Here is a 21,196-nt window from a genome sequence, read left to right as displayed (position 1 = left end):
CGCCTCGTGCTCTAATGGTCAGGGTGCCGGCACGCCGTAGATGCGGGCGATATCGTCAAGCATCATGTGGGCACAAAGGATGCCGCCTCCCGCGTTCCAGATCATCTCGCTGACCCGGTAGGCCCGGCCGGCCTTGACCGCTTCGAGATTGTTCCAAAGCGGATCACTCGTCCAATCCTCGAGGTTGGCGACGGCATCCTCGGGATTGAGATCGTTGGAGAAGTAGAAGATGCGGTCGCCCGCCATCTCGGCAATACGCTCCTTCTGCACCTCCTCGAAACTGTCGGCGCGGTCCTGCGCCGTGGGACGGGGAAAGCCGACGAGGTCGAGGATGACACCGGGAAAGGTGCCGCGATAGTAGATGCGGGTGCGTCCGGGTGAGAACCGCACCAGCGACACTTCCTCGTCGATCGCCTCGCCAAGCGAACTGCCCAATGTCGCGGCGCGCGCCTTCAGCGTCCCCACATTGGCCGCCGCCAGTTCGCCAAGGCCCAGTACTTCTCCGTAGAACTGGTAGTTGTCGAGCCAGGTCTCGCCAAGGGTTTCCGAAAATACCGTTGGGGCGATCGCCGAGAGCTGCCCGTAGATCTTCTCCTGGCGCACCCTTGTGCCGATGATAAGGTCCGGCTCGAGCGCGGCGACCTGCTCGAGGTTGATGCCCGTCTCAGTGCCGAGCGAGACCGTGTCGGCAAGCGGTTCGGCCAGGTGCTCGTACCAGGGGTCGCCGTCCCAGGACTGGGCCGCCCCGATGGGGATGACGCCGAGATGGACGAGCGCTTCCGTGCCCTCATTGGTCAGGATCACCACCCGCTGCGGGTCGTCGGGAACATCGGTCACGCCCATGGCATGGGTGATTTCTGCGGCCGTGGCAGCAAGCATGGTGGCAAGGCAAAGACCGATGACAGCGCTGCTTCCCACGATCAGTCGATTGAGCATTTTGGTCTCCCATGAGGCCCAGGTCAGGGCGCGGGGACGCCGTAGACCTCAGCAATATCGTCGAGCAGCATGTGCGCGCAGTAGATGCCGATGCCGGCGTTCCAGATGAGGTTGTCGGCCGCATGGGCCTTGCCCTCCTCGACCGCCGGGAGGCCCTGCCAGAGTGGCTCGCTGGTCCAGTCGGCGAGATAGGCGGCGGACTCGGCATCTGCGTCCGCGAAATAGAAGATGCGGTCGCCGGCCATATCCGGAATCCTTTCCTTGCCGATCTCCTCGCCAACGCCCGGCTTGTCCTGCGCAGGCGGGCGCTTGAAGCCGATGTCGGAAAGAATGACGCCCGCGAAGGTGTCGCGGAAATAAAGCCGCGTGCGGCCCGGCGAGAACCGCACCAGCGAGATGTCCTCGTCGACCGCTTCGCCGAGCGATTGGCGTAAACGCGCAACACGCTGGTCGAACGCGGCAAGATCGGCAGCGCCTTCGTCGGCAAGCCCGAGAGCATCGGCATAGAGCGCATAGTTCTCGCGCCAGACGCCGCCGATGGTTTCGGAGAAGACTGTCGGGGCGATGGCCGAGAGCTGACCGTAGATCTTCTCCTGGCGAACCTTGGAGCCGATGATGAGATCGGGCTCGAGCGCCGCGAGCCGTTCGAGATCGACGGCACTTTCGGTGCCGAGCGGAATGGTCGCAACAAGCCCTTCGGCAAGGTGGTCGTACCACGGGTCTCCGTACCAGGATTGAACTGCTCCGATCGGGGCAACGCCGAGATGCAGCAGAGCTTCCGTGCCTTCGTTGGTGAGGATCACGATCCGCTGCGGCGCATCCGGCACATCCGTCACGGCCATGGCATGAGTAACTTCACGTGCCTCGGCGAAGGGCACGAACGCGATGGCGACCAACGTGACGAAGGCCGCCACCATTGAACGGGCAGGACGCATTTTTGGGAGCTCTCAGTCGGTTGCGGTCGGATCGGTACCGGCAAGACAGTCAGAATTGAATATGACTGTCAATATCCGGTTTTATGTCGTGCTGGCCTTGACACCGCAATGCCGGGGCGAGATAGGGTGCGCAATTCTTGTGCCGGACAATCAGGTTTCGCCATGCCGCATCGCGCTCTTCTTGCCGCCGCTCTGGCGTTGGCCGCTTTCGCCGTCCCCGCAAGCGTTACCGCCGCTTCCTGGACCTATACCGATGGTTCAGGCGCAACGCTCACGCTCGACGAGGTGCCGACCCGGATCATCGCCAGCGCCGACGCGGCCGCCGGCCTCATTCCATTGGGCATCAGGCCGGTCGGCATCTATGCCGACAGCCCCGTCGCCGACAGCAAGCCCTTGCAGGGTCTCGACCTTGCGGGGATCGAAATCGTCGGCGAGGCCTGGGGCGAAATTGATATCGAAAAGGTTGCCGCGCTAGAACCCGAAATCGTCATTGCCGAATACTGGCCTCTGGACGAGGCCTGGAGCGGCGGCGAAACGATCACCGGCCCCAACAGCCCGTTGCGCGCCCTGGCGCCGGTGACCGGTCCCGCGGTTGGCGATTCCATCCTAACCCTGATCGAGGACTACGAAAAGCTCGCCGAAAGCCTTGGTGCCGACCTCGCAGCGCAACCGATCGCCGACGACAAGGCCGCCTTCGCGACCGCCCGTGCACAATTCGAAGAAACGGTGGCGGCCAAGCCAGGCCTTCAGGTTCTGGCTGTTTGGGCGGCTCCCGATGCGCTCTATGTCGCGGAACCGACAGGCGCCGCCGAACTCATGGACTTCCAGCGCTGGGGGCTCGACATCATCACGCCCGAAGTCGCGGACGATCGCGGTTATTGGGAAACGCTGAGCTGGGAGCGCGCGGACAAGTACCAGCCCGATCTCATCCTCGTCGATGACCGCGCCGCGTCCACTCTCGAGACCGCGCTCGCCCAGCCGACTTGGACCACGATGAAGGCGGCTGAAGCCGGTGCCGTCGCAGCCTGGCCGGCGTTTTGGCTGCGCAATTACGGCGCCTATGCCCACGCGCTTGATGATCTGACCGCCGCGATCGCGGCGGCCGATGAAAACCTCGTCGATTAGCGGTTTCGTCCTAGCTCGACCGCGACAAACTTGACTTGACTGTTCATGTTTGTGCCCGATAGGTGAGGTCGAAATCACCGAAAGGCGGGAGAGCCTCATGAAACGCCTGCTGATTGTTCCGTTGTTTGCGGCTACGCAGTTTTCGATGCCGGTATCCGCGCATGCCGAGGAGTGGACCTATACAGATGGGTCCGGCGCGACCATCACTCTCAACGAGGTGCCGACTCGCCTCATCACCAGCGCTGTCGCCGCAGCAGCCCTGATCCCGCTCGGCATCCGCCCGGTCGGCATCTTCGCCAACAGTGTTGCCGAGGAAAACAAGCCGCTCATCGGCCTCGACCTCACCGGAATCGAGATGGTCGGCACGGCCTTCAACGAGATCGACATCGAAAAGGTCGCTGCGCTCGAACCCGACCTCGTCGTCGCGGAGTTTTATCCCATCAACCAGGCCTGGGCCGGCGGGAAGGCGGTGACGGGAGAGGGCAGCCCTTTGCGGAATCTCGCGCCAGTGACCGGACCAGCTCAGGCCGACAGCATCGTGACCCTCATCGAAGACTACGAGGAACTGGCAACAAGCCTCGGCGCCGATCTTTCTGCCCCGCAGATCTCAGCCGACAAGGCCGAGTTCGAGCGTGCCCGCGATGCCTTCCGAGTGGCCGTGGCGGCCAAACCGAACCTGACCGCGCTCGCTGTCTGGGCAGGCATCGATGCGCTTCACGTCGCCGCACCCGAAGGGGCGGCCGAGCTTATGGACCTGCGCAGCTGGGGCCTCGACATCATCACCCCCGAGACCGCCAACGACCGCGGCTATTGGGAGACAGTGAGCTGGGAGCAGTCCGACAAGTATCAGCCGGACCTGATCCTCATCGACAACCGCATCGCGACCAACCGCGAGAATGCCTTCGCACAGCCGACCTGGACCGCGATGAAGGCGGCGGAGCAAGGCGCTGTCGGTGAGTGGCCAGCATTCTGGCTGCGCAACTACACCTCCTATGCCGCCGAACTCGACAAGCTGACGGCCGCCGTCACCGCTGCCGACGAGAACCTGGTCGAGGAGTGATGGCGTCCACCGTGCGGACATACGTGGGAAACCAACAGCGCATGCTGGGACTCGGCCTTGTGGGGCTGGTCCTCATCGTGACGACGGTCGGATTTCTTTCGGTGACCGTCGGCGCGCGCGCCATCCCGCTTGCCGAGGTCTGGACCGCGTTGACGGCGTTCGATCCCAATTCGACCGATCATCGCATCGTCTGGGATTTGCGCCTGCCGCGCACGCTGATCGGGCTCCTGGTTGGGGCCGCGCTCGGTCTTTCCGGCGCCGTGCTGCAGGGCGCGACGCGCAACCCGCTCGCCGACACCTCGATCCTCGGCATCCATGCCGGCGCCGCCGTCTTCGTCGTCATCGGCATCGCCGTCTTCGGCATCGGGCAGTTGAGCGCCTATGTGTGGCTGGCTTTCATGGGTGCGGGCGCGGCGATGGTCGTCGTCTACAGCATCGCCTCGCTCGGCCGCGAGGGCGCAACCCCGGTCAAGCTCGCTCTCGTCGGCGCCGCGCTGACTGCGGCGCTGTCCTCCGTGGTCAGTGCCGTACTGCTGACCAGTCCGCGCACCTTGGATGAGCTTCGCTTCTGGCAGGTCGGGTCGCTCGCCGGCCGTGACATGAGCATCCTGATCCAGGTCTGGCCGTTCCTCGCCTTCGGCGTGGTGCTGGCGCTCAGGACCGCCCGTATGCTCGACGGTCTCTCGATGGGTGAGGACGTCGCCCGCTCGCTCGGCCAGAACGTTCCCCTCTCGCGCGGCGTGGCTGGTCTCGCGGCGGTCGTGTTGGCCGGCGCCGCGACGGCCGCGGCGGGTCCCATCGCCTTCGTCGGCCTTACCGTACCGCACGTGGCGCGCGCGGTGACCGGGCCCAACTACCGCTGGATATTGCCCTATTCGATGCTGCTGGCGCCCATCCTGCTGCTCGGCGCCGACGTGATCGGCCGCGTCATCGCTCCACCGGGAGAGGTGCAGGTCGGTATCGTCACGGCAGCACTCGGCGCGCCGTTCTTCATCGCACTGGTCAGGCGGCGGAAGCTGGCGGCGCTCTGATGACAGTACTTGCTGGCTCAGACGGTATCCACGCCATTCGCCGCAGCCTGGCAGCCCGCCGCCGGCGCGTCACGGTGATTCTGCTCGTTGCCCTGCTTGTCGCGATCACTGCCTCGCTTTACTTCGGCGACTATCCGGTTGCGCCCGCCGACATCGTGCGCTCGCTGCTCTCGCCGGTGACCGGCGACGTCAACAAGGGAGTCGATTTCATCGTCCTAAGCGTGCGGCTGCCGCGCACGGTCCTGGCGATCCTCACAGGCATCGCCTTCGCCCTTTCGGGCGCCATTTTCCAGACCCTCCTGCGCAATCCCCTCGCAAGTCCCGATATCATCGGCATTTCCCACGGCGCCAGCGCCGCCGCCGTCGTCTGCATTGTGGTCTTGGGCATCAGCGGCATCGGCGTTTCCCTCGGCGCTCTCGCCGGCGCGCTGGCGACCGCGCTTGCCATCTATGGGCTCGCTTGGCGCGGCGGCGTCACCGCCTACCGCATCGTTCTGGTCGGTATCGGCATGGCAGCTATCATGAGCGCGGTTATCAGCTACCTCTTCACCCGCGCCCGGCTGAATGAGGTGCAGGAGGCGCTGGCCTGGCTGGTTGGCAGCCTCAACGCCGCCAGTCTCAACAACATCATTCCCCTGGCCGCAGCTCTTGCTGTCCTGACCCCGGCGACCATCTATCTCGTGCGCGGACTGGACGTCATGCAGCTCGGCGACGATGCGGCAATGGCCCTCGGCAATCGGGTCGAGTGGACGCGGCTTGGCCTCATTCTCGTCGCTGTCGGCCATGCGGCATTCGCCACCGCGGCCGTCGGTCCCGTCGCCTTTGTCGCCTTCGTTTCTGGCCCCATTGCGCGGTTCCTGCTGGCCGGGGCCGGGGGCGGCTTCCTGCAATCGGCACTCGTCGGCGCCACCGTCATGCTGGGCTCCGATATGGTCGCCCAGCACGCACTGCCGGCAACGCAGCTGCCGGTCGGCGTCGTCACCGGAATATTCGGCGCTGGCTTCCTGCTCTGGCTGCTGGCAGCCTCGAGCCGCGAGGGGCGGGTCGCATGAACACCTGACCGGAGCCATGCCCACATGAGCACCCGACATTCTCTTGCCGCCACGGGCATGCACCTTGCCTATGGCACGCGCGAGGTCGTCGCCGATCTAGACCTTGCCGTGCCGCCCGGCAAACTGACGGTGATTGTCGGCGCCAATGCCTGCGGCAAATCCACGGTGCTGCGCGGGCTTGCCCGCCTTCTGGCTCCAACGCATGGCACCGTGCTGCTCGACGGAAAGTCCATCCACGCGATGCCGACGCGGGAGGTGGCGACGATCCTTGGCGTGCTGCCGCAATCGCCGACGGCGCCAGAAAGCATCCTCGTTGCCGATCTCGTCGGGCGCGGGCGCTATCCGCATCAGGGTTGGTTCCGTCGATGGTCCACGGAGGACGACGCGGCCGTCGCCGAGGCGCTGGCCGCCACCGACTCGCTCGAGCTTGCCAAGCGGCCGGTGGACGAGCTCTCCGGTGGGCAGCGTCAGCGCGTTTGGATTGCCATGGCGCTTGCCCAGGAAACCGACCTGCTGCTGCTCGACGAGCCGACGACCTTTCTCGATATCAACCACCAGGTCGAGGTGCTGGACCTGCTGACCGACCTCGTGCGCAACCGCGGCCGCACGGTCGTGGTCGTTCTCCACGATCTCAACCTCGCCTGCCGCTACGCAGATCATATCGTGGCCATGAAGGCCGGACGGCTCGTCGCCGAGGGGCGTCCAGCCGATGTCGTGACCGAGGACCTGGTGCGCGAGGTCTTTTCAATGGCGTGCCGGGTAGTGCTCGACCCAGTCTCGCACACGCCGATGATCGTGCCCATCGGCCGCCATCACGCCGAAGTGCGCGAGCACGCATAAAGATGATCGCTTTAATCGTCTTTTAGCTGACCTTGCGGAGCGGTGGTGATAGGGGGTAGGGCAATTGTCATTGCCCCACTTTGCTTTATTACCAGATGATCCGTCAGTTCTTCGCCTACTACGCGCCCTACAAGCGCCTGTTCTTTCTCGATTTCGGCTGCGCCATTGTCGTCGGCCTGCTCGAGCTCGGTTTCCCCATGGCCGTGCAGGTGTTCATCGACCGGCTCCTGCCGAGCGGTGATTGGCCGCTGATTCTTGTCGCTGCTGGCGTGCTGCTTGCGGTTTACGCCCTGAGCGCAGTGTTGCAGGCCGTCGTCACCTATTGGGGTCATGCGCTCGGCATCGGCATCGAGACCGATATGCGCCGCAAGGCGTTCGACCACCTGCAAAAGCTTTCCTTCCGCTTCTTCGACAACCACAAGACCGGCCATCTCATCACCCACGTCACCAAGGACCTGGAGGAGGTGGGCGAGGTCGCCCATCACGGGCCCGAGGACCTATTCATCGCCGTGATGACGTTCATCGGGGCTCTGCTGCTCATGGTTTCGATCAATTGGCAGCTTGCGCTCATCACCGCGACGGTCGTGCCGTTCATGACGTGGCTTGCAAGCCGTTATGGAGCGCGGATGACCTCGGTCTGGCGGCAGGTCTTCGGCCGCGTCGGCGACTTCAATACCCGTATCGAGGAAAGCATCGGTGGTATCCGCGTGGTCAAGGCCTTCGCCAACGAAGACCATGAGCGTGTGATGTTCGAAACCGACAACCAGAGCTACCGGCGCACCAAGCTCGAGGGTTATCGGGCAATGGCTGCCTCGACCACCATGACATACCTGGCGACCCGCCTCATCTACGTCATGGTGATGGTCGCCGGCACCTGGTTCGTCATTGAGGGCAGCCTCAGCTATGGCGGGTTCGTCAGCTTCCTTCTGCTGATCAACGTCTTCTTCCGGCCGATAGACAAGATCACCAGCGTGCTCGAAACCTATCCCAAGGGCGTCGCAGGCTTTCGCCGCTACCTCAACCTGCTCGCCACCGAGCCGGATATCGCCGACCGCAAGAGCGCTCGTACCGTCGACCACCTCAGGGGCGACATCGTCTACGACAAAGTGAGCTTCGGCTACACGGGCGAACGCAAGGTGTTCAGCGACCTCAATCTCTCAGTGAAGGCCGGCGAGACGTTGGCCTTTGTCGGTCCCTCCGGTGCCGGCAAGACGACGATCTGTTCGCTGCTGCCGCGCTTTTATGAGATCGATGAGGGCTCCATCACCATCGACGGCATCGATATCCGCGACATGACGCAGACGTCACTGCGCAGTCAGATCGGAGTTGTCCAGCAGGACGTGTTCCTCTTCGGCGGTACCCTGCGAGACAACATCGCCTATGGGCGTCTCGGCGCGAGCGAGGCCGAGATCATGGATGCCGCCCGCCGCGCGCGGCTGGAACCAGTGATCGACATGCTGCCTGAAGGGCTCGATACGGTCGTCGGCGAGCGTGGCGTCAAGCTCTCGGGCGGTCAGAAGCAGCGCGTCGCCATCGCTCGCATGTTCCTCAAGAACCCGCCTATCCTTATTCTCGACGAGGCGACCTCAGCGCTGGATACCGCGACCGAGCAGGCGATCCAGAAGTCCCTCGGCGAGCTGGCACAAGGCCGTACCACGCTGGTCATCGCACACCGGTTGGCGACCATCCAGAACGCGGACCGCATCGTTGTCGTCGACGAGACGGGGATCGTGGAGCAGGGCACTCATGCCGAGCTCCTCGCCAGCGGCGGCACCTACGCGCACCTCCACAACGCGCAGTTCGGTTCGCTGGTGGCGTGAAGCGAGGAGAACCCGCGTGGAATCCGATTACATCCGCCGCATCCTGTCAGCATCGGTCTACGACATCGCCGTCGAGACACCGCTCGAGCGCATGGAGCGCCTTTCCGAGCGCCTGGGCATCGATGTGCTGCTGAAGCGCGAGGACCTGCAGCCGGTGTTCTCGTTCAAGATCCGTGGTGCTTACAACCGCATAGCGGCGCTTACAGGCGAACAGCGAGCAAGCGGCGTCATCTGCGCCTCCGCCGGCAACCATGCCCAAGGCGTAGCGCTCTCGGCCGCTCGCCTTGGTACGCGCGCCGTGATCGTCATGCCCAAGACCACGCCCTCGATCAAGATCGAGGCTGTCAGGGCTATGAGCGGTGAAGTTGTGCTGTTCGGAGACAATTTCGATGCGGCGCGGGCCCATGCCGGCGAGATTGCCGAGCAGGAACGGCTGATCTTCGTGCATCCCTTCGACGATCCTGATGTCATCGCCGGGCAGGCAACCATCGGTGTCGAGCTGTTGCGGCAGCACTCGGGGCCGCTGGGCGCCATCTATGTACCGGTCGGAGGCGGCGGTCTGGCAGCGGGCATAGCCGCTTACGTGAAATTCCTGAGGCCTGAGGTGAAAGTCATCGGGGTCGAACCGGAGGATGCTGCCAGCATGAAGGCGGCCATTGCTGCCGGCCATCCCGTTACGCTCGACCGGGTCGGTATCTTCGCCGACGGTGTCGCGGTTCGCCGGGTCGGCGATGAAACCTTCCGGCTCTGCAATGCACTGCTTGACGGCATAGTGACGGTCACGACCGACGAGATCTGCGCCGCCATCAAGGACATATTCGACGATACCCGCGCCATCGCGGAACCCGCCGGTGCACTGGCGCTCGCCGGGTTGCGCCGGCATGTGGCCGACGGCGCGGCGCCGGCCGGGCCGCTCCTTGCCATCAACTCGGGCGCCAACGTCAACTTCGATCGGCTGCGGCACGTGGCAGAGCGGGCGGAGATCGGCGAGCGTGGCGAGGCATTGCTGGCGGTGACCATCCCCGAGCAGCCGGGCAGCTACAAGGCCTTCATCCGGTTGCTCGGCGACAGGGCCATCACCGAGTTCAACTACCGATACGCGACCGGCAGCACCGCGCAGATTTTCGTCGGCGTCAAACTCAAGGGCGGGGACCGGGAAAAGCAGCAGATCCTCGACCTGCTGGCCGGGGAAGGCCTGTCTGTGGTCGACATGACCGACAACGAGCTCGCCAAGCTCCATGTGCGTTATATGGTTGGCGGGCGGGCAGCCGATGCCGAAGACGAAGTGCTTTACCGCTTCCAGTTCCCCGAGCGGCCGCGCGCGCTGCTCGATTTCCTCGAAGGCCTGCAGCCGGATTGGAATATCTCGTTGTTCCACTACCGCAACCACGGCTCCGACTATGGACGGGTGCTGGCCGGCATTCAGGTGCCGGTGGCAGAACGGCAGGCATTCCTCGCCGCACTTGACCGGCTGGGCTACGACTATTCCGAGGAAACCGCCAACCCGGCCTACCGGCTTTTCCTCGACAGCCGGGGTGCATAGCTGGGAGTTGGCACCAAACCCGGTCTACCCACCGGGTCATTCCCGCGAAAGCGGGAACCTCCGTTGAGTTCCCGTAGATCGCAAACAGAGGTCCTCGCGTTCGCGAGGATGACCCCGTGGGCGTGGCAAACTTGACGCCAAGCCCTTGCATTCGAAGCGCTTTCATGGCGGCATGGCTGCCATCGACCGGGGAGATTCCAATGCCGATTGCTTACGATGCCGTGCTGGCCGACATGGTGGCGGCCGCGCGCGAAGCGGGCGCGCTGACGCAGACGCATTTCGAGCGCTTCCGCGAGATCGAGATCGGTGTCAAAGGCCCGGCCGACTTCGTCTCCGATGCGGACAAGGAGTCGGAACTGCTCATCCGCAAGCGTCTCATCGGCAAATATCCCGATTGGAGCTTCACCGGTGAGGAGTTTGACCCCGTCACCGGTACCGATGCCGAATACCGCTGGCTGGTCGACCCCATCGACGGCACCACGAACTTCATCAATGGCATGCACTATACTATCTCGATCGCGCTGCGGCGTGGCAGCGAGACGGTGTGTGGGGCGCTCTACAATCCCGTCGCAGAAGAGATGTTCACCGTCATCAAGGGCGAGGGCGCCTACCTCGACGGCGAGCGGCTGTCGGTCAGCAAACAGGCCGACGCCAGGTTCTTCGCGGTCGGCACAGGCCTGCCGACCAGCAATCTCGCCCTCTATCCGGGCGCTTACGAACGGCTCGACCGCATCCGCGACCCGATCGGGGCAGTGCGCATCGTCGGCTCCAGCGCCAATAGCTGCGCCTATGTCGCTTGCGGACGGCTGACTGGTTATTTCGAGGAGTCCGGGCTCGTCGACTGGGCCGTTGGCGTGCTGCTCGTTCAGGAGGCCGGCGGCGTCGTCACCGACTGGTGGGGAAGGGGCCCAGAGTTCTACGAGAAGACGGGTGTAGTGATCGTCGCCAACCCCGAGTGCCACGCCTATCTGCTCGAAAAGCTCAGGGACGCGCCGCGGAAGGATCCGAAATAAATCAGACTGTAACCGCCGGCGTATTCGCCCGTAGCGCCAGTGCCGCACCCAGCCCGTGCGGATCGTCCGTGGTGATCTGGTCGACCTTCAACGCGATCAGCCGTTCGGCGATGGCAATCCCTTCGACATCGGCACGCTGCAGCGTATAGGTATCGACCCGACGGCCGTGGGCATGAAAGGCGCCAATCATATCGAAGCCGGCTTCCTCCGCCTCGAGCACGACGGGATAAGCGAGGTAGATGAGCGTAGCCCTCGGCGCCGCAGCAATTGCGTCGGCAACGAAGGCGGCATAGTTGCCGGTTGCGCGCAGCTCTGCCAGCGTCCCGCCATGGCAGGGATCGTAGCCGATATCGAGGTCGGGCAGGCCGGCCGACAGCATCGCGACCGACGCCGCATCGCCTGAGGAAATGATGAAGTGCCGCGCCACCGGCGCGAGCGCCGCGGCGAAATTGGCGACGGTCTGCGCGTCGAGCGCCGCAGCATCCTCCTTGTAGTCGAGTTGCAGCAGAGCGTCCGAATGCGCGCCGTCACGGGCGAGAAGCGCCGCGAGATCCTCGAGCAGCATCACCTTGTCGGCGATCGGCGCACCGTCGTTACCGCGCAGGTTCAGTGCACGCAGCGTTTGCGCGGAAGTATCGCGCACGCGTCCATTGCCTGTGGTCTCACGCTCGAGCGTCAGGTTGTGCAACACAGCCATGCCGCGATCGGCATGGACGACGAGGTCGACCTCGACGCTGGCGCCGAGCTGCATGCCCTCGAGGATGCGCCGGCCGGTAAAAACAGGGTCGCTGCCGTGGCGCCGGGCGCGATGCCATTTGAACCAGGTGCGATGGCCATCGCGATCGATGAAGATGTCACTATGCATTGACGGTGCCGCGTGTCCTGCTGGGCGCTTTGCGCGGCGGGGTGCCGACGTCGGCCCGATAGATGGCCGCATTGTCGCGATAAAGCGCGAAAGCACCGGGCACGAGGTCCACCTGCTGCATGGACGACCATTCGTCAGCGGTCGGCATCATCGATTTCAGCCGCTCGCCGTCGGGCAGTTCGACGTCGATCATGGCGTGGGTGCCGTAGTCAGTGACCCGGTGAACGTGCCCCATACCGACGCCGCTTGCCGGTTTCAGCGTCAACGCTTCCGGGCGCACGGCGAGCGTTGCCGGACCATCGGCGACCGCAACAGGCACGTTGAACGCCGAGTGGCCGAATTCGCCCTCGGAAACCACGCCGGAAATGAGGTTCATCTGTCCGATGAAACCGGCAACGAACGGTGTCGCCGGCGTGCGGTAGACCTCGGCGGGCTTGGCGATCTGCTCGGTACGCCCGTCGCGCAGGACGACGATGCGGTCGGCGACCGACAGTGCCTCGTCCTGAGCGTGGGTGACGAAGAGGGTGGTGATCTTCAGGCGCTGCTGGATGTCGCGCACCTCCTCACGCAGCCGCTCGCGCAGGTGCTGGTCGAGGCTGGCGAACGGTTCGTCGAGCAGGAGGATCTTGGGCTCCAGGACCAGCGACCTGGCAAGCGCCACGCGCTGCTGCTGCCCGCCTGAAAGCTGGTGCGTCAGGCGCTCTCCAAAGCCCTTGAGACCGACGAGATCGAGCACGGCCTCGACCCGTTGAGTGATCTCAGCCTTCGGCAGGCGGCGCAGCTTCAGCCCGAAGGCGATGTTCTTGAACACGTTCATATGGCTCCAGAGCGCATGGCTCTGGAACACCATGCCTGTCGGGCGCTTCTCGGGAGGCAGGTGGATGACTTCCTCGCCATCGATAGTCATCGACCCATAGGTCGGCTTCTCGAAGCCGCCGATCATGCGTAGAAGCGTCGACTTGCCCGAGCCCGAAGGACCCAGCAGGCAGACGAGTTCGCCGTCGGTAACGGTGATGGAGAAGTCGTCAACGGCCCTGGTGGCGCCGAAGAGCTTGGTGACGTTGGCGATATCCAAGCGTGCCATGTCGGTTTCTCCCTTTAGCCGCCGAAGCCGCGCGCGAAGGCGCCACCACCAATGATGCGGCGCGCAAAGAGCAGGGCAATGAACGAGGGCACCCAGAGCAGGACGGACAGTACCGCCCCGTACTGGATGACCATCTGATTGTTGATGAAGGTGATCATCAGCACCGGCATGGTGCGGATACCGGGCGCGCCGATGAGCCAGGCGCCTTCGGTTTCGTAGAAGGTGCCGACGAACGAGAGCAGGACGGCGGCTGCGATAGTCGGCCCTGCCTGCGGCAGTGTGATCGACCAGAAGACGCGTAGCGGCGAAGCGCCCACATCGCGTGCGGCTTCTTCCATGCGCCGATCGACCGACTGAAAGGCGGCGACGGGAATCCAGATCATGAACAGCAGCGTGCCGACAAGCTGGATCAACACCACGCCCCAAAACGTGCCGATGAGATTGAGTTGCAGGAAGATCGCCGCGATAGCGACCAGGAGACCGAACTTGGGAAAAGCGTGGCCGGCAAGGAACGAGAAGAACAGCACATTCCGACCCGGAAACGTCATGCGCGCAAACGCATAGGCTGCCGGAAGGCAGATCGCCGCCGAAAGGAGGGTGACGACGGTCGAGAGCTGCAGGCTGAGCGTCAGTGCCGACCACACATCGGCCCGAGAAAGCGTTTGGTTCCAGAACCTGAGACCAAACTGCTGCGGCACGACGTTGGGATAGCGCCAGACCTCCGTGAAGGCCCAGGTTCCGACGACGATCAGCGGGAAGATGATGACGGCGGACAGCACAATGGCAAAGCCGATGCCTGGGAAATCGATCCGACCGCGGGGGATTGTGAGGGTCTCTGCCATCGCTATTTCCCCCGGTTGCGCGCGACTGAACGCACATAGAACAGGCCGAAGACGATGCAGAACCCGAAGGTGATCACGGCCTGGGTGATGGCCATCTGCGGATCGTTCACATCCCGGAAGGTGCGCTGCATGAATGGCCCCATCATCTCGGGCGCCGCCGGACCCAACACATAGGGAAGCGTGAAGGATGAGAAGATTCCGAGGACCGAAAAGGACAGCGCGACGAGGATCGAATTTCCGATGCGCGGCAGGATGATGTACCAGAGCACCTGGAGCCAGCGCGCGCCGACATCGCGGGCCGCTTCGATCGCCTGGTTCGAGACGTTGCCCAGGCCGGACAGCAGGATCAGCACGGTCAGCGGGATGTTGTCCCAGACGAGCCCGATGACCGGTCCCCACGGGGTGAGGTAGGGCGTTCTGATTTTGGGCAGGCCAACCGCATTCAACAGGATGTCGACCATGCCGTTGGGGCCCAGCACACGGATGAACGCATATGCAAGAATGATCGAGGGCACGAACATCGGGAAGATCGCGAGGCTCTGCACATAGGCTGGCAGGCGCCCGACGGAGAAACGCAGGTAGAGTGAGATCGGCAGGCAGATAACGAGCAGGAAAAGGGCGCACATTCCCGTCGTCCACAGCGTCACTGTCAGGTTGTCGAGGCTGTAACGGTCGGAAAAGAAGAACACATAGGTTTCGAGAGTGAACTCGTAACCACCGTCGTCCGCCGGCTGCCATAAGGTGCGTATGACCGCCGAGACAATTGGCCAGATGACCAGCCAGCCAACCAGGAGTACTGGGGCGGCGACAAGCAGGAGGCCATATGGCCTCCTGCGGGTTTCACTTTCGTCCAGCGGCTCCGGCTGTGCCTGCACCGCGCCCCCGGCTGCACTCATGAGTCGCGGGGGACGTTCGGTGCGACGTTGCGGTACCAGCCATCGTTGATGGCTTCGCCCCACGGTCCGCCCGGGAAGGTCGGGATGGAGGTCGGCACGATGTCGGCGAAACGTTCACGCAGTTCGGGCGAGACGTAGTCCCAGGAAACGCCGGGGAAGCCGCCGATCTCGGTGAGAATCGCCGTCTGCATTTCCTCGCTCAGCATGAAATCCCCGAGCTGGAGCGCCACATCCTTGTTGACGCCATTGGAGAGGAACGTCATCGCCGAGAAGCCGCCGACCAGCGCCAGATCCTGCAGCTGTACCAGGCCGGTGTCCTCGGGCAGGACACCCTCGTTCATGGCTTGCAGCACCTGGTCCGACCAGACGGGAGTCATCGTGACCACACCTTGGGCGAGGAGCTGGATCGACTGCGTATTTCCAGAGGTGTAGGCGCCGTTGTCATAGAGCGAGGGGGCGATATCCGCGAGGATGTCCCAAGCCTTGCCGAGTGCCTCCTGAGCAAACTCGTCAGTATAGTTGTCGAGCGTAAAGGCGGCGGGATCGAGCCCATTGGCCTGATGAATAGCGCGGCGCACGAAGTTGCCACCCGAACCACCCTTGTCAGGACGGTTGTAGATGAACTGACCGGGGTTCGCCTTGATCCAGGCAACGAGGTCGTCCCAGTTCTTGGGAGCATCGGCCGGCGAGAGCTTGGTGGTGTCGTAGGCGAGCAGCACCTGCGAGCCGCGATAGGGAAGCGAGTAGTCGGTTTGCCAGGCGGCGGGGTTGACCTTGTCGACGTTGGAAAGGCCCGCCTCGCGGACATTGACCCAGAGACCGGCTTCGACCGCGCCTGCCGGCACCAGCGGATCGTGGGACTCGAACATGTCGGCCTGAGGATCTGTGTTGGTGTCCATGGCGGCGATGGCGCGCTCGGCAATGGCGGTGAGGCCGCTGCCGTCACCGGCATCAACGAGATTGAGGGTAATGCCCTGATTGGCTGCCTCGAAGGCTGGTTTGACCGTATTGGTCCAGAAATCGAGGATGTTGGAGTCCGATGCCGTATACCAGTCGATGCGGCCGGCTTCGGCGAAAGCGAGGCGGGGCAGCATCGTGGAGCCGGCGACCGCGCCGGCCGCAAGCATGAATTCACGCCGTTTCATGTTGTTCTCCCTTATTTCTTCGAACGTTTGTTCCAGGCGCCGGACCATTCCGCCACCAGTTTCGACCGATCTTCCGCCGGCTCTTACCCCTAGAGTATGGACCGACGAACCACGGCTGCAAGCTGAAATTTAAGGATATTGCCGGCAGCGATGGTGGGACTAAACACAACTCCAAGACACTATTGTTACACCCCGCGAGCAATTCCCTCCAAAGCGTTGGAAAAACTCAAACTCTCTCATCAAGCCTGAACTCCCTCGTTCAACTGACTGTGAATAGTCGAGTTTTCTCGATTGGAACGAACGTTCCAAAAATGGCGACCCTTCGGACCATTTTCGATCACCCATCGATGTAGATCGGATTGGAGAGCGCCCGCCGCAGCGGCCGCGTTTTCACGTCGGCCGGGGTAATGCCCCAGGGCAGAGGCTTGTCTCCAAGCTCAGAGGTGAAATCTGCGATAAGTCGCTGGCGACTGGCCTCGGCCACAATTTCGGTCCGCAGGAATCGGGACGGTGTTCCGGAGTACTCGCTCTTCCAGAAGTCGCTGGCGACGGTCTCCTCGTGGACGACGCCCGTCGCATCGAGCCAGACCAATCTATCGCCCGCCGCTCCGTTGACCTCCGCTTCGGCGGTAACCGTTCTTCCGGGTACCGACGAACCCATCGGGTGCCCGGCGATGCCAATGGCGAGGTGCGGGCCTGTCGGACTTTCGGTCACATAGCCGCGCCCGGCCTTCATTGCGGCGAGAACCGCATCTTCGGAAAGCTCGGGCAGCCACAGTACGGTCGTCGGCCGGGCAAGAACGAACGGGCCTTCGGGCATGAGCCGGTCCGGCTGGTGGTAGTCGGAGCTGCCGATGGCCGAGATGCGCAGGCCCGAGGCCAGACGCTGCTGGTAGCGCTCGAGCGAAGACCAGTTCCAGTTGAACCAGTTGGCCTGCCACACCTCCATGCAGTCGATGACCGGCAAGTCATAGGCCCACGGAATCGGCGGCTTGTCGTGATTGACCGAGAGCAGGCCGCCGCGCTCGTGCACCATGCGCGCCAGAGTGTGAGCGTCGGAAGGCCTGGTCATGCGGAAATCGATCCAGTCGTCGACGCCGAAGACGTTGGCGTGCCCTTCGGCGGTGGTCACCTCCATGGCGCGAACGAAGACGAGGTCGGGCGAGGAGTGCTGGTGGAAATAACGTCGCTGGGTAGTGGTGTTGTGATCGGCGACGGCCAGGAAATCGAGCCCAGCTTGTTTTGCCGCCGCATGCAGCAGCTCAGGCGATCCCTTGGCGTCGGAATGCCAGGTGTGGCAATGGAGGTCTCCCCGGTACCAGCCGGCACCGATCCGCACCGGCCGCAGACGCACCGGCTGCGGGGCGAGCGGGCGGGGGGCATCGTCGAGCGCAATGGTCAGCGTCACCGTCGCACCGCGTTCGGGCACCTTGTAGAGCCCCAGCACCACCTGCCAGCGACCGGGTGGAATCTCGCCGTGCACATAGCCGGGGGTCGCATCGTCGAGCGCGATGAAGAAGCGGTCGCGCGCGCCGCCGCTCCAGCCGCGGAACCCCTCGGTCGAGGGGTAGTCCGTGACGCGCGGATCGAAGGCGCCGAGGTCGATCACACAGTCTTCGGCCTTGGGATAGGCCATGGTCACATCAATACGGCTCGTTCCCGCGGGCACATCGAACGGCACGTAGAAATAGGGATCGGCGGCCCTGTCGGCCGGCGTGATGGTCACGGTTACGGTCGCTGCCGATAGTTTGGACTGCTGAGGCATAGACGGGGTGTTCACTCCTTGACCCCGCCGATGGTGAGGCCGCGGATCAGATAGCGCTGCATGAAGGGATAGAAGATGAGGAGCGGCACCAGCGCTACGACGATGGCCGCCATGGTGACGTTGGGGGCGATGAAGTCGTTGGTCGAGGTGGAACTCTCTCCGAGGATCACCGCCTGCAAGGCGATCTGCAGCGTCACTTTCTGCGGGTCATTGATGAAGAGCAGCGGCTCTATGAAGAGGTTGTATTTGTGGACGATCTGGAAAGCCGCGACGGTGACGACCCCGGGCAATGCCAACGGAAAATAGAAATCCTTGAGCAGCTTGAAGTGTCCGGCTCCGTCCATGCGGGCGGACTCGATCATTGATTTGGGAACCTGCTCGAAATAGGTCTTCATCAGCAGGATCGAGAAGGCCGAGACGAGCTCCGATACGATCAGCGAGAGGAGCGTGTTCAGCAGGTGGAACTGCTTGAATACGACAAAGAGCGGCACCAGGATCACCTGCGAGGGGATCGTCAGCGTCAACAGGATGATGCCGGCGATGATCCGTCGGCCCGGCAGTTCCTCATGCACCAGGACGTAACCGCCGATCGCCGAGAGCAGCACGTGCAGCGTGGTGCCGACGACCGTGACGTAGAACGTATTGGCGAAGGGCAAAAGGAAGTTGAGGCGGCGGAACAGCGTGTCGTAGCCCGCGAGCGACCACGGGTCCGGCCAGAGGATGATGCCCGGCTGCAGCGAGCCGAATTTGGTCGAGAACGCGGTGGCCACGACCGACCAGAGCGGCACGATCATCATGGCGGCGAGCGCGAACAGCACCAGGAAGGAAATGACTGTGATCGAGCGGCTCTTGAGCATCGTCAGTCGCGCTCCTCGCGGATGAGGAGCCGGGCAAGGCCCGCGATGACGAGCGAAATGGCGAGCAGCACCACACCGGCAGCGCTCGCGACCCCGAGATCGAAATTAAGGATGCCGCGCTCGTAGGTGAAGATGGCGAGCGTCCTGATCTGGTCGGCGGTGCGTCCGTTGAGCATCAGGAATGCCGAATCGAAAGTACGCAGCGAGCCGAGCAGCGTGATGATGAACACCACCCGGATCATGGGCATCAGGTGGGGGATCACGATGTCCTTGATCTTCTGCCACCCGTTCGCCCCGTCGATCTCGGCCGCTTCCAGGACGTCGGAGCTCAGCGAGAGCAGGGCGGCGAGATAAATGAGGGCGTGGAAGCCGATGTCCTTCCAGACGGTCAGCCCGATGACCATCGGCCTCGCCCAGAAGGGGCTGGCAAAGAAGGTGATGGGCTGCTCAATGAGGCCCGTTTGCGTCAGGATCGAATTGACGAGACCGATAGGTGAGAGCGTGTTCGACCAGATGCCGATGATGATGACCCAGGAGAAGAGGTAGGGCGTATAAATGATCGTCTGCAGGGACCGCTTCAGCCAGTCCGGGAAGACCTCGACGAGCGCGATTGCCGGAATGATCGGCAGGATGACGCCGAAGAAGGTGATGCCGGCGGCCAGGATCAGCGTGTTCCAGATAGTCTGCCACACCATCGGGGTCGAAAAGACCTTCTGATAGTTATCGAGCCCGATGAACCCGACCGGACCCAGAAGCCCCGCCTTCTGGAACGAGAGGTAGATACCCTGGCCCATCGGATAGAAAAGGAACGCGCAGAAATACGCGATGATCGGTACGATCAGCACGTAAAGGAACCAGTGGCGCTGGATTTGGGCGAGTATTAGGGGCGTTCGCTGCATGGGCTTTGGCAGGCTCCCGCGCCAGAGAGGACGGGAGCCTGCGGTCCACTTGTGCTTATTCGTCGATAAGGCCGGCGGCCAGCAACTCGTTATGCATGGCGGCGACCGCTTCAGCACCAGTGGTCTCACCGAGCATTGCCGGGAACGAATGCTTTTCGATGATGGCCTGCGCCTCGGGCCATTCAGCCGGCAGGAACTCGGTCGTGGCATGTTCCATGATGATCGCCTGGGCCTCCTCGACCCCCGGCAGGGGCGGGAAGGGCGGTTCCCAGGTGGTCGAGGCGACGCGCGGGGCGCCGTGATCCATGCCGTGCGCCTGGCCCTGCTCGGTCAGTTCGTATTCGCCGTCGGCGGTCATCGTATAGTCGACATCCTTGATGCCGAGCGTGCCCATGATGTAGCCCGGTTCGGAATGCCAGAACTCGAGGAACTTCATGGCGTTCTCGGGATGTTCGGCGTTGGCCGGCATCATCCAGAGCGAGGCGTTGCCGCGCCGCAGGATGATCTCGCCGTCGGGCCCCGGAACACCGGCGACACCCTTGGCCTCGAAGCCCGACTCGGGGTTGTCCGTGGCCATGATGTTGTTGAAGAGGCCGACCCACGCATCCCAGTAGGTCACCGCCGCAACGCGATCCGTCATGAATAGGTTACGGAACTCGCCCGAGCCGTTGGTGGTGAAGTTGGGATCAAGCAACCCTTCCTTGGCCAGCATGCCGAACCAATCGTAGATCTCGGCGGCGGCATCCGTGGCGTAGGGAATGGTGCGTTTGCCGTCGACCATGACGTACCCGGCCTTGACGCCGTTGGCCGACATGAAGCCCTGGATGTCGTATAGCTTGGAGGTCGAGAGCCCGTAGGCGCCTTTCTCCTCCTTGGCGCGGCGGAAGAATTCCGTCCAGTCATCGAGCGTGACTGGCGCTTCCATGCCGAACTCCTCGAGCCAGTCCTGGCGGACGGTGGGGAGGGTGCCGCCCTCGAACTTGTTGGGTACGCCCCACTTGCGCCCGTCGATGTCAAAGAGCGCCCATTCAGCTTCGGGAATGACTGTGACGTCCGAGAGCACCGCGGAAGCGGCCACCATATCGGTCATGTCCTGGATCGCGCCCTGCTCGACGAGGCCTGCCAACATGCCGGAATCGCCATAGATGAGGTCGTAGCGCTCCCCGCTCGCAAGCGAGGTGAAAAGGACGTTGTTGTAGTCCGAGGCCGGCTTGATCATCTCGATATCGAGGCCCAGGTGCTGCTCCAGCTCCTCAACGAACTGCTCGTGCTCGGCGGCGTCCTTGCCGCCGGTGACGGCAGTCAGGATGCGCAGGTCGGCAGCGAGCGTCGTGCCGGCCATCAGCGCCGTGGCAAGGGTCGCCAGGCTGACAGAAAAAACCGATTTCATGATGTTGTTCCCTCTCCCGCAGGAATGATTGGTCGCGCAGGCATTTGAGCCTGTCGCAGCGGCGGCGCCTCCCATACGCCGTCCGCATGACAGTAGAA

19 protein-coding genes are annotated in these 21,196 nt (G+C 63.5%); 8 read left to right on the top strand and 11 right to left on the bottom strand.

The annotated features are described in order from the left end of the window. Positions 1–18: 18 nt before the first annotated feature. Both QQK18_RS25790 and QQK18_RS25785 read right to left on the bottom strand, forming a co-directional pair. Positions 19–936: an ABC transporter substrate-binding protein gene (locus QQK18_RS25790; RefSeq protein WP_284343262.1), complete on the bottom strand. Its 918-nt coding sequence runs from the start codon at positions 934–936 to the stop codon at positions 19–21. A 23-nt stretch (positions 937–959) separates the two neighbouring features. Then, on the bottom strand, positions 960–1,871 hold the full coding sequence (locus QQK18_RS25785) for an ABC transporter substrate-binding protein (RefSeq protein WP_284343261.1): 912 nt from the start codon (positions 1,869–1,871) through the stop codon (positions 960–962). A gap of 162 nt (positions 1,872–2,033) precedes the next feature. On the opposite strand from QQK18_RS25785, the gene QQK18_RS25780 reads away from it, so the two are divergent. The 8 genes from QQK18_RS25780 (at position 2,034) to QQK18_RS25745 (ending at position 11,355) form a co-directional block, all read left to right on the top strand. Further along, positions 2,034–2,996, top strand: a complete 963-nt coding sequence (locus tag QQK18_RS25780; protein ID WP_284343260.1) for an ABC transporter substrate-binding protein — start codon at positions 2,034–2,036, stop codon at positions 2,994–2,996. Between the two features lie 97 nt (positions 2,997–3,093). Continuing rightward, positions 3,094–4,056: an ABC transporter substrate-binding protein gene (locus QQK18_RS25775; protein ID WP_284343259.1), complete on the top strand. Its 963-nt coding sequence runs from the start codon at positions 3,094–3,096 to the stop codon at positions 4,054–4,056. 41 nt (positions 4,057–4,097) lie between these two features. Then, the gene (locus QQK18_RS25770; RefSeq protein WP_284343258.1) at positions 4,098–5,087 is read left to right on the top strand and encodes a FecCD family ABC transporter permease; all 990 of its coding nucleotides are present in this window, start codon (positions 4,098–4,100) and stop codon (positions 5,085–5,087) included. After that, on the top strand, positions 5,087–6,139 hold the full coding sequence (locus QQK18_RS25765; protein WP_284343257.1) for a FecCD family ABC transporter permease: 1,053 nt from the start codon (positions 5,087–5,089) through the stop codon (positions 6,137–6,139). The genes QQK18_RS25770 and QQK18_RS25765 overlap by 1 nt, the downstream gene beginning before the upstream one ends. A gap of 24 nt (positions 6,140–6,163) precedes the next feature. Next, positions 6,164–6,979: an ABC transporter ATP-binding protein gene (locus QQK18_RS25760; RefSeq protein ID WP_284343256.1), complete on the top strand. Its 816-nt coding sequence runs from the start codon at positions 6,164–6,166 to the stop codon at positions 6,977–6,979. A gap of 95 nt (positions 6,980–7,074) precedes the next feature. Further along, complete coding sequence (locus QQK18_RS25755) at positions 7,075–8,799, top strand: ABC transporter ATP-binding protein (RefSeq protein WP_284343255.1); 1,725 nt, start codon at positions 7,075–7,077, stop codon at positions 8,797–8,799. After that, entirely contained in the window at positions 8,726–10,342 is a 1,617-nt protein-coding gene (gene ilvA / locus QQK18_RS25750) for a threonine ammonia-lyase, biosynthetic (protein WP_284343254.1), read from the top strand. The genes QQK18_RS25755 and ilvA overlap by 74 nt, the downstream gene beginning before the upstream one ends. Before the next feature lie 200 nt (positions 10,343–10,542). Next, positions 10,543–11,355 carry an inositol monophosphatase family protein gene (locus tag QQK18_RS25745; RefSeq protein ID WP_284343253.1) on the top strand — a complete coding sequence of 271 codons (813 nt, stop codon included), beginning with the start codon at positions 10,543–10,545 and terminating at the stop codon, positions 11,353–11,355. A gap of 1 nt (position 11,356) precedes the next feature. Here QQK18_RS25745 and QQK18_RS25740 read toward each other — a convergent pair whose 3' ends face one another. The 9 genes from QQK18_RS25740 to QQK18_RS25700 all read right to left on the bottom strand — a co-directional run bounded on the left by QQK18_RS25740 (position 11,357) and on the right by QQK18_RS25700 (position 21,098). Continuing rightward, complete coding sequence (locus QQK18_RS25740) at positions 11,357–12,220, bottom strand: glycerophosphodiester phosphodiesterase (RefSeq protein ID WP_284343252.1); 864 nt, start codon at positions 12,218–12,220, stop codon at positions 11,357–11,359. After that, entirely contained in the window at positions 12,213–13,304 is a 1,092-nt protein-coding gene (locus QQK18_RS25735; protein ID WP_284343251.1) for an ABC transporter ATP-binding protein, read from the bottom strand. Before QQK18_RS25735 ends, QQK18_RS25740 begins: the two co-directional genes overlap by 8 nt. Positions 13,305–13,318: 14 nt before the next feature. After that, positions 13,319–14,146, bottom strand: coding sequence for an ABC transporter permease (locus QQK18_RS25730; protein WP_284343250.1), 828 nt, complete (start codon positions 14,144–14,146; stop codon positions 13,319–13,321). A gap of 2 nt (positions 14,147–14,148) precedes the next feature. Continuing rightward, complete coding sequence (locus QQK18_RS25725) at positions 14,149–15,042, bottom strand: ABC transporter permease (protein WP_284343249.1); 894 nt, start codon at positions 15,040–15,042, stop codon at positions 14,149–14,151. Beyond that, positions 15,039–16,187 (bottom strand): extracellular solute-binding protein, encoded by a 1,149-nt coding sequence (locus QQK18_RS25720; protein WP_284343248.1) that lies wholly within the window; start codon positions 16,185–16,187, stop codon positions 15,039–15,041. The genes QQK18_RS25725 and QQK18_RS25720 overlap by 4 nt, the downstream gene beginning before the upstream one ends. A 337-nt stretch (positions 16,188–16,524) precedes the next feature. Continuing rightward, the gene (locus QQK18_RS25715) at positions 16,525–17,913 is read right to left on the bottom strand and encodes a CehA/McbA family metallohydrolase (protein ID WP_284343247.1); all 1,389 of its coding nucleotides are present in this window, start codon (positions 17,911–17,913) and stop codon (positions 16,525–16,527) included. A 50-nt stretch (positions 17,914–17,963) separates the two neighbouring features. Then, the gene (locus QQK18_RS25710; protein WP_284343246.1) at positions 17,964–18,809 is read right to left on the bottom strand and encodes a carbohydrate ABC transporter permease; all 846 of its coding nucleotides are present in this window, start codon (positions 18,807–18,809) and stop codon (positions 17,964–17,966) included. A gap of 2 nt (positions 18,810–18,811) precedes the next feature. Beyond that, positions 18,812–19,708, bottom strand: coding sequence for a carbohydrate ABC transporter permease (locus tag QQK18_RS25705; RefSeq protein WP_284343245.1), 897 nt, complete (start codon positions 19,706–19,708; stop codon positions 18,812–18,814). 55 nt (positions 19,709–19,763) lie between these two features. Continuing rightward, entirely contained in the window at positions 19,764–21,098 is a 1,335-nt protein-coding gene (locus QQK18_RS25700) for an ABC transporter substrate-binding protein (protein WP_284343244.1), read from the bottom strand. Positions 21,099–21,196: the final 98 nt, after the last annotated feature.

The organism is Devosia nitrariae (assembly GCF_030160115.1).
In the GTDB taxonomy this organism is placed as follows: domain Bacteria; phylum Pseudomonadota; class Alphaproteobacteria; order Rhizobiales; family Devosiaceae; genus Devosia; species Devosia nitrariae.
This window is presented reverse-complemented; position numbering and strand designations above follow the sequence as displayed.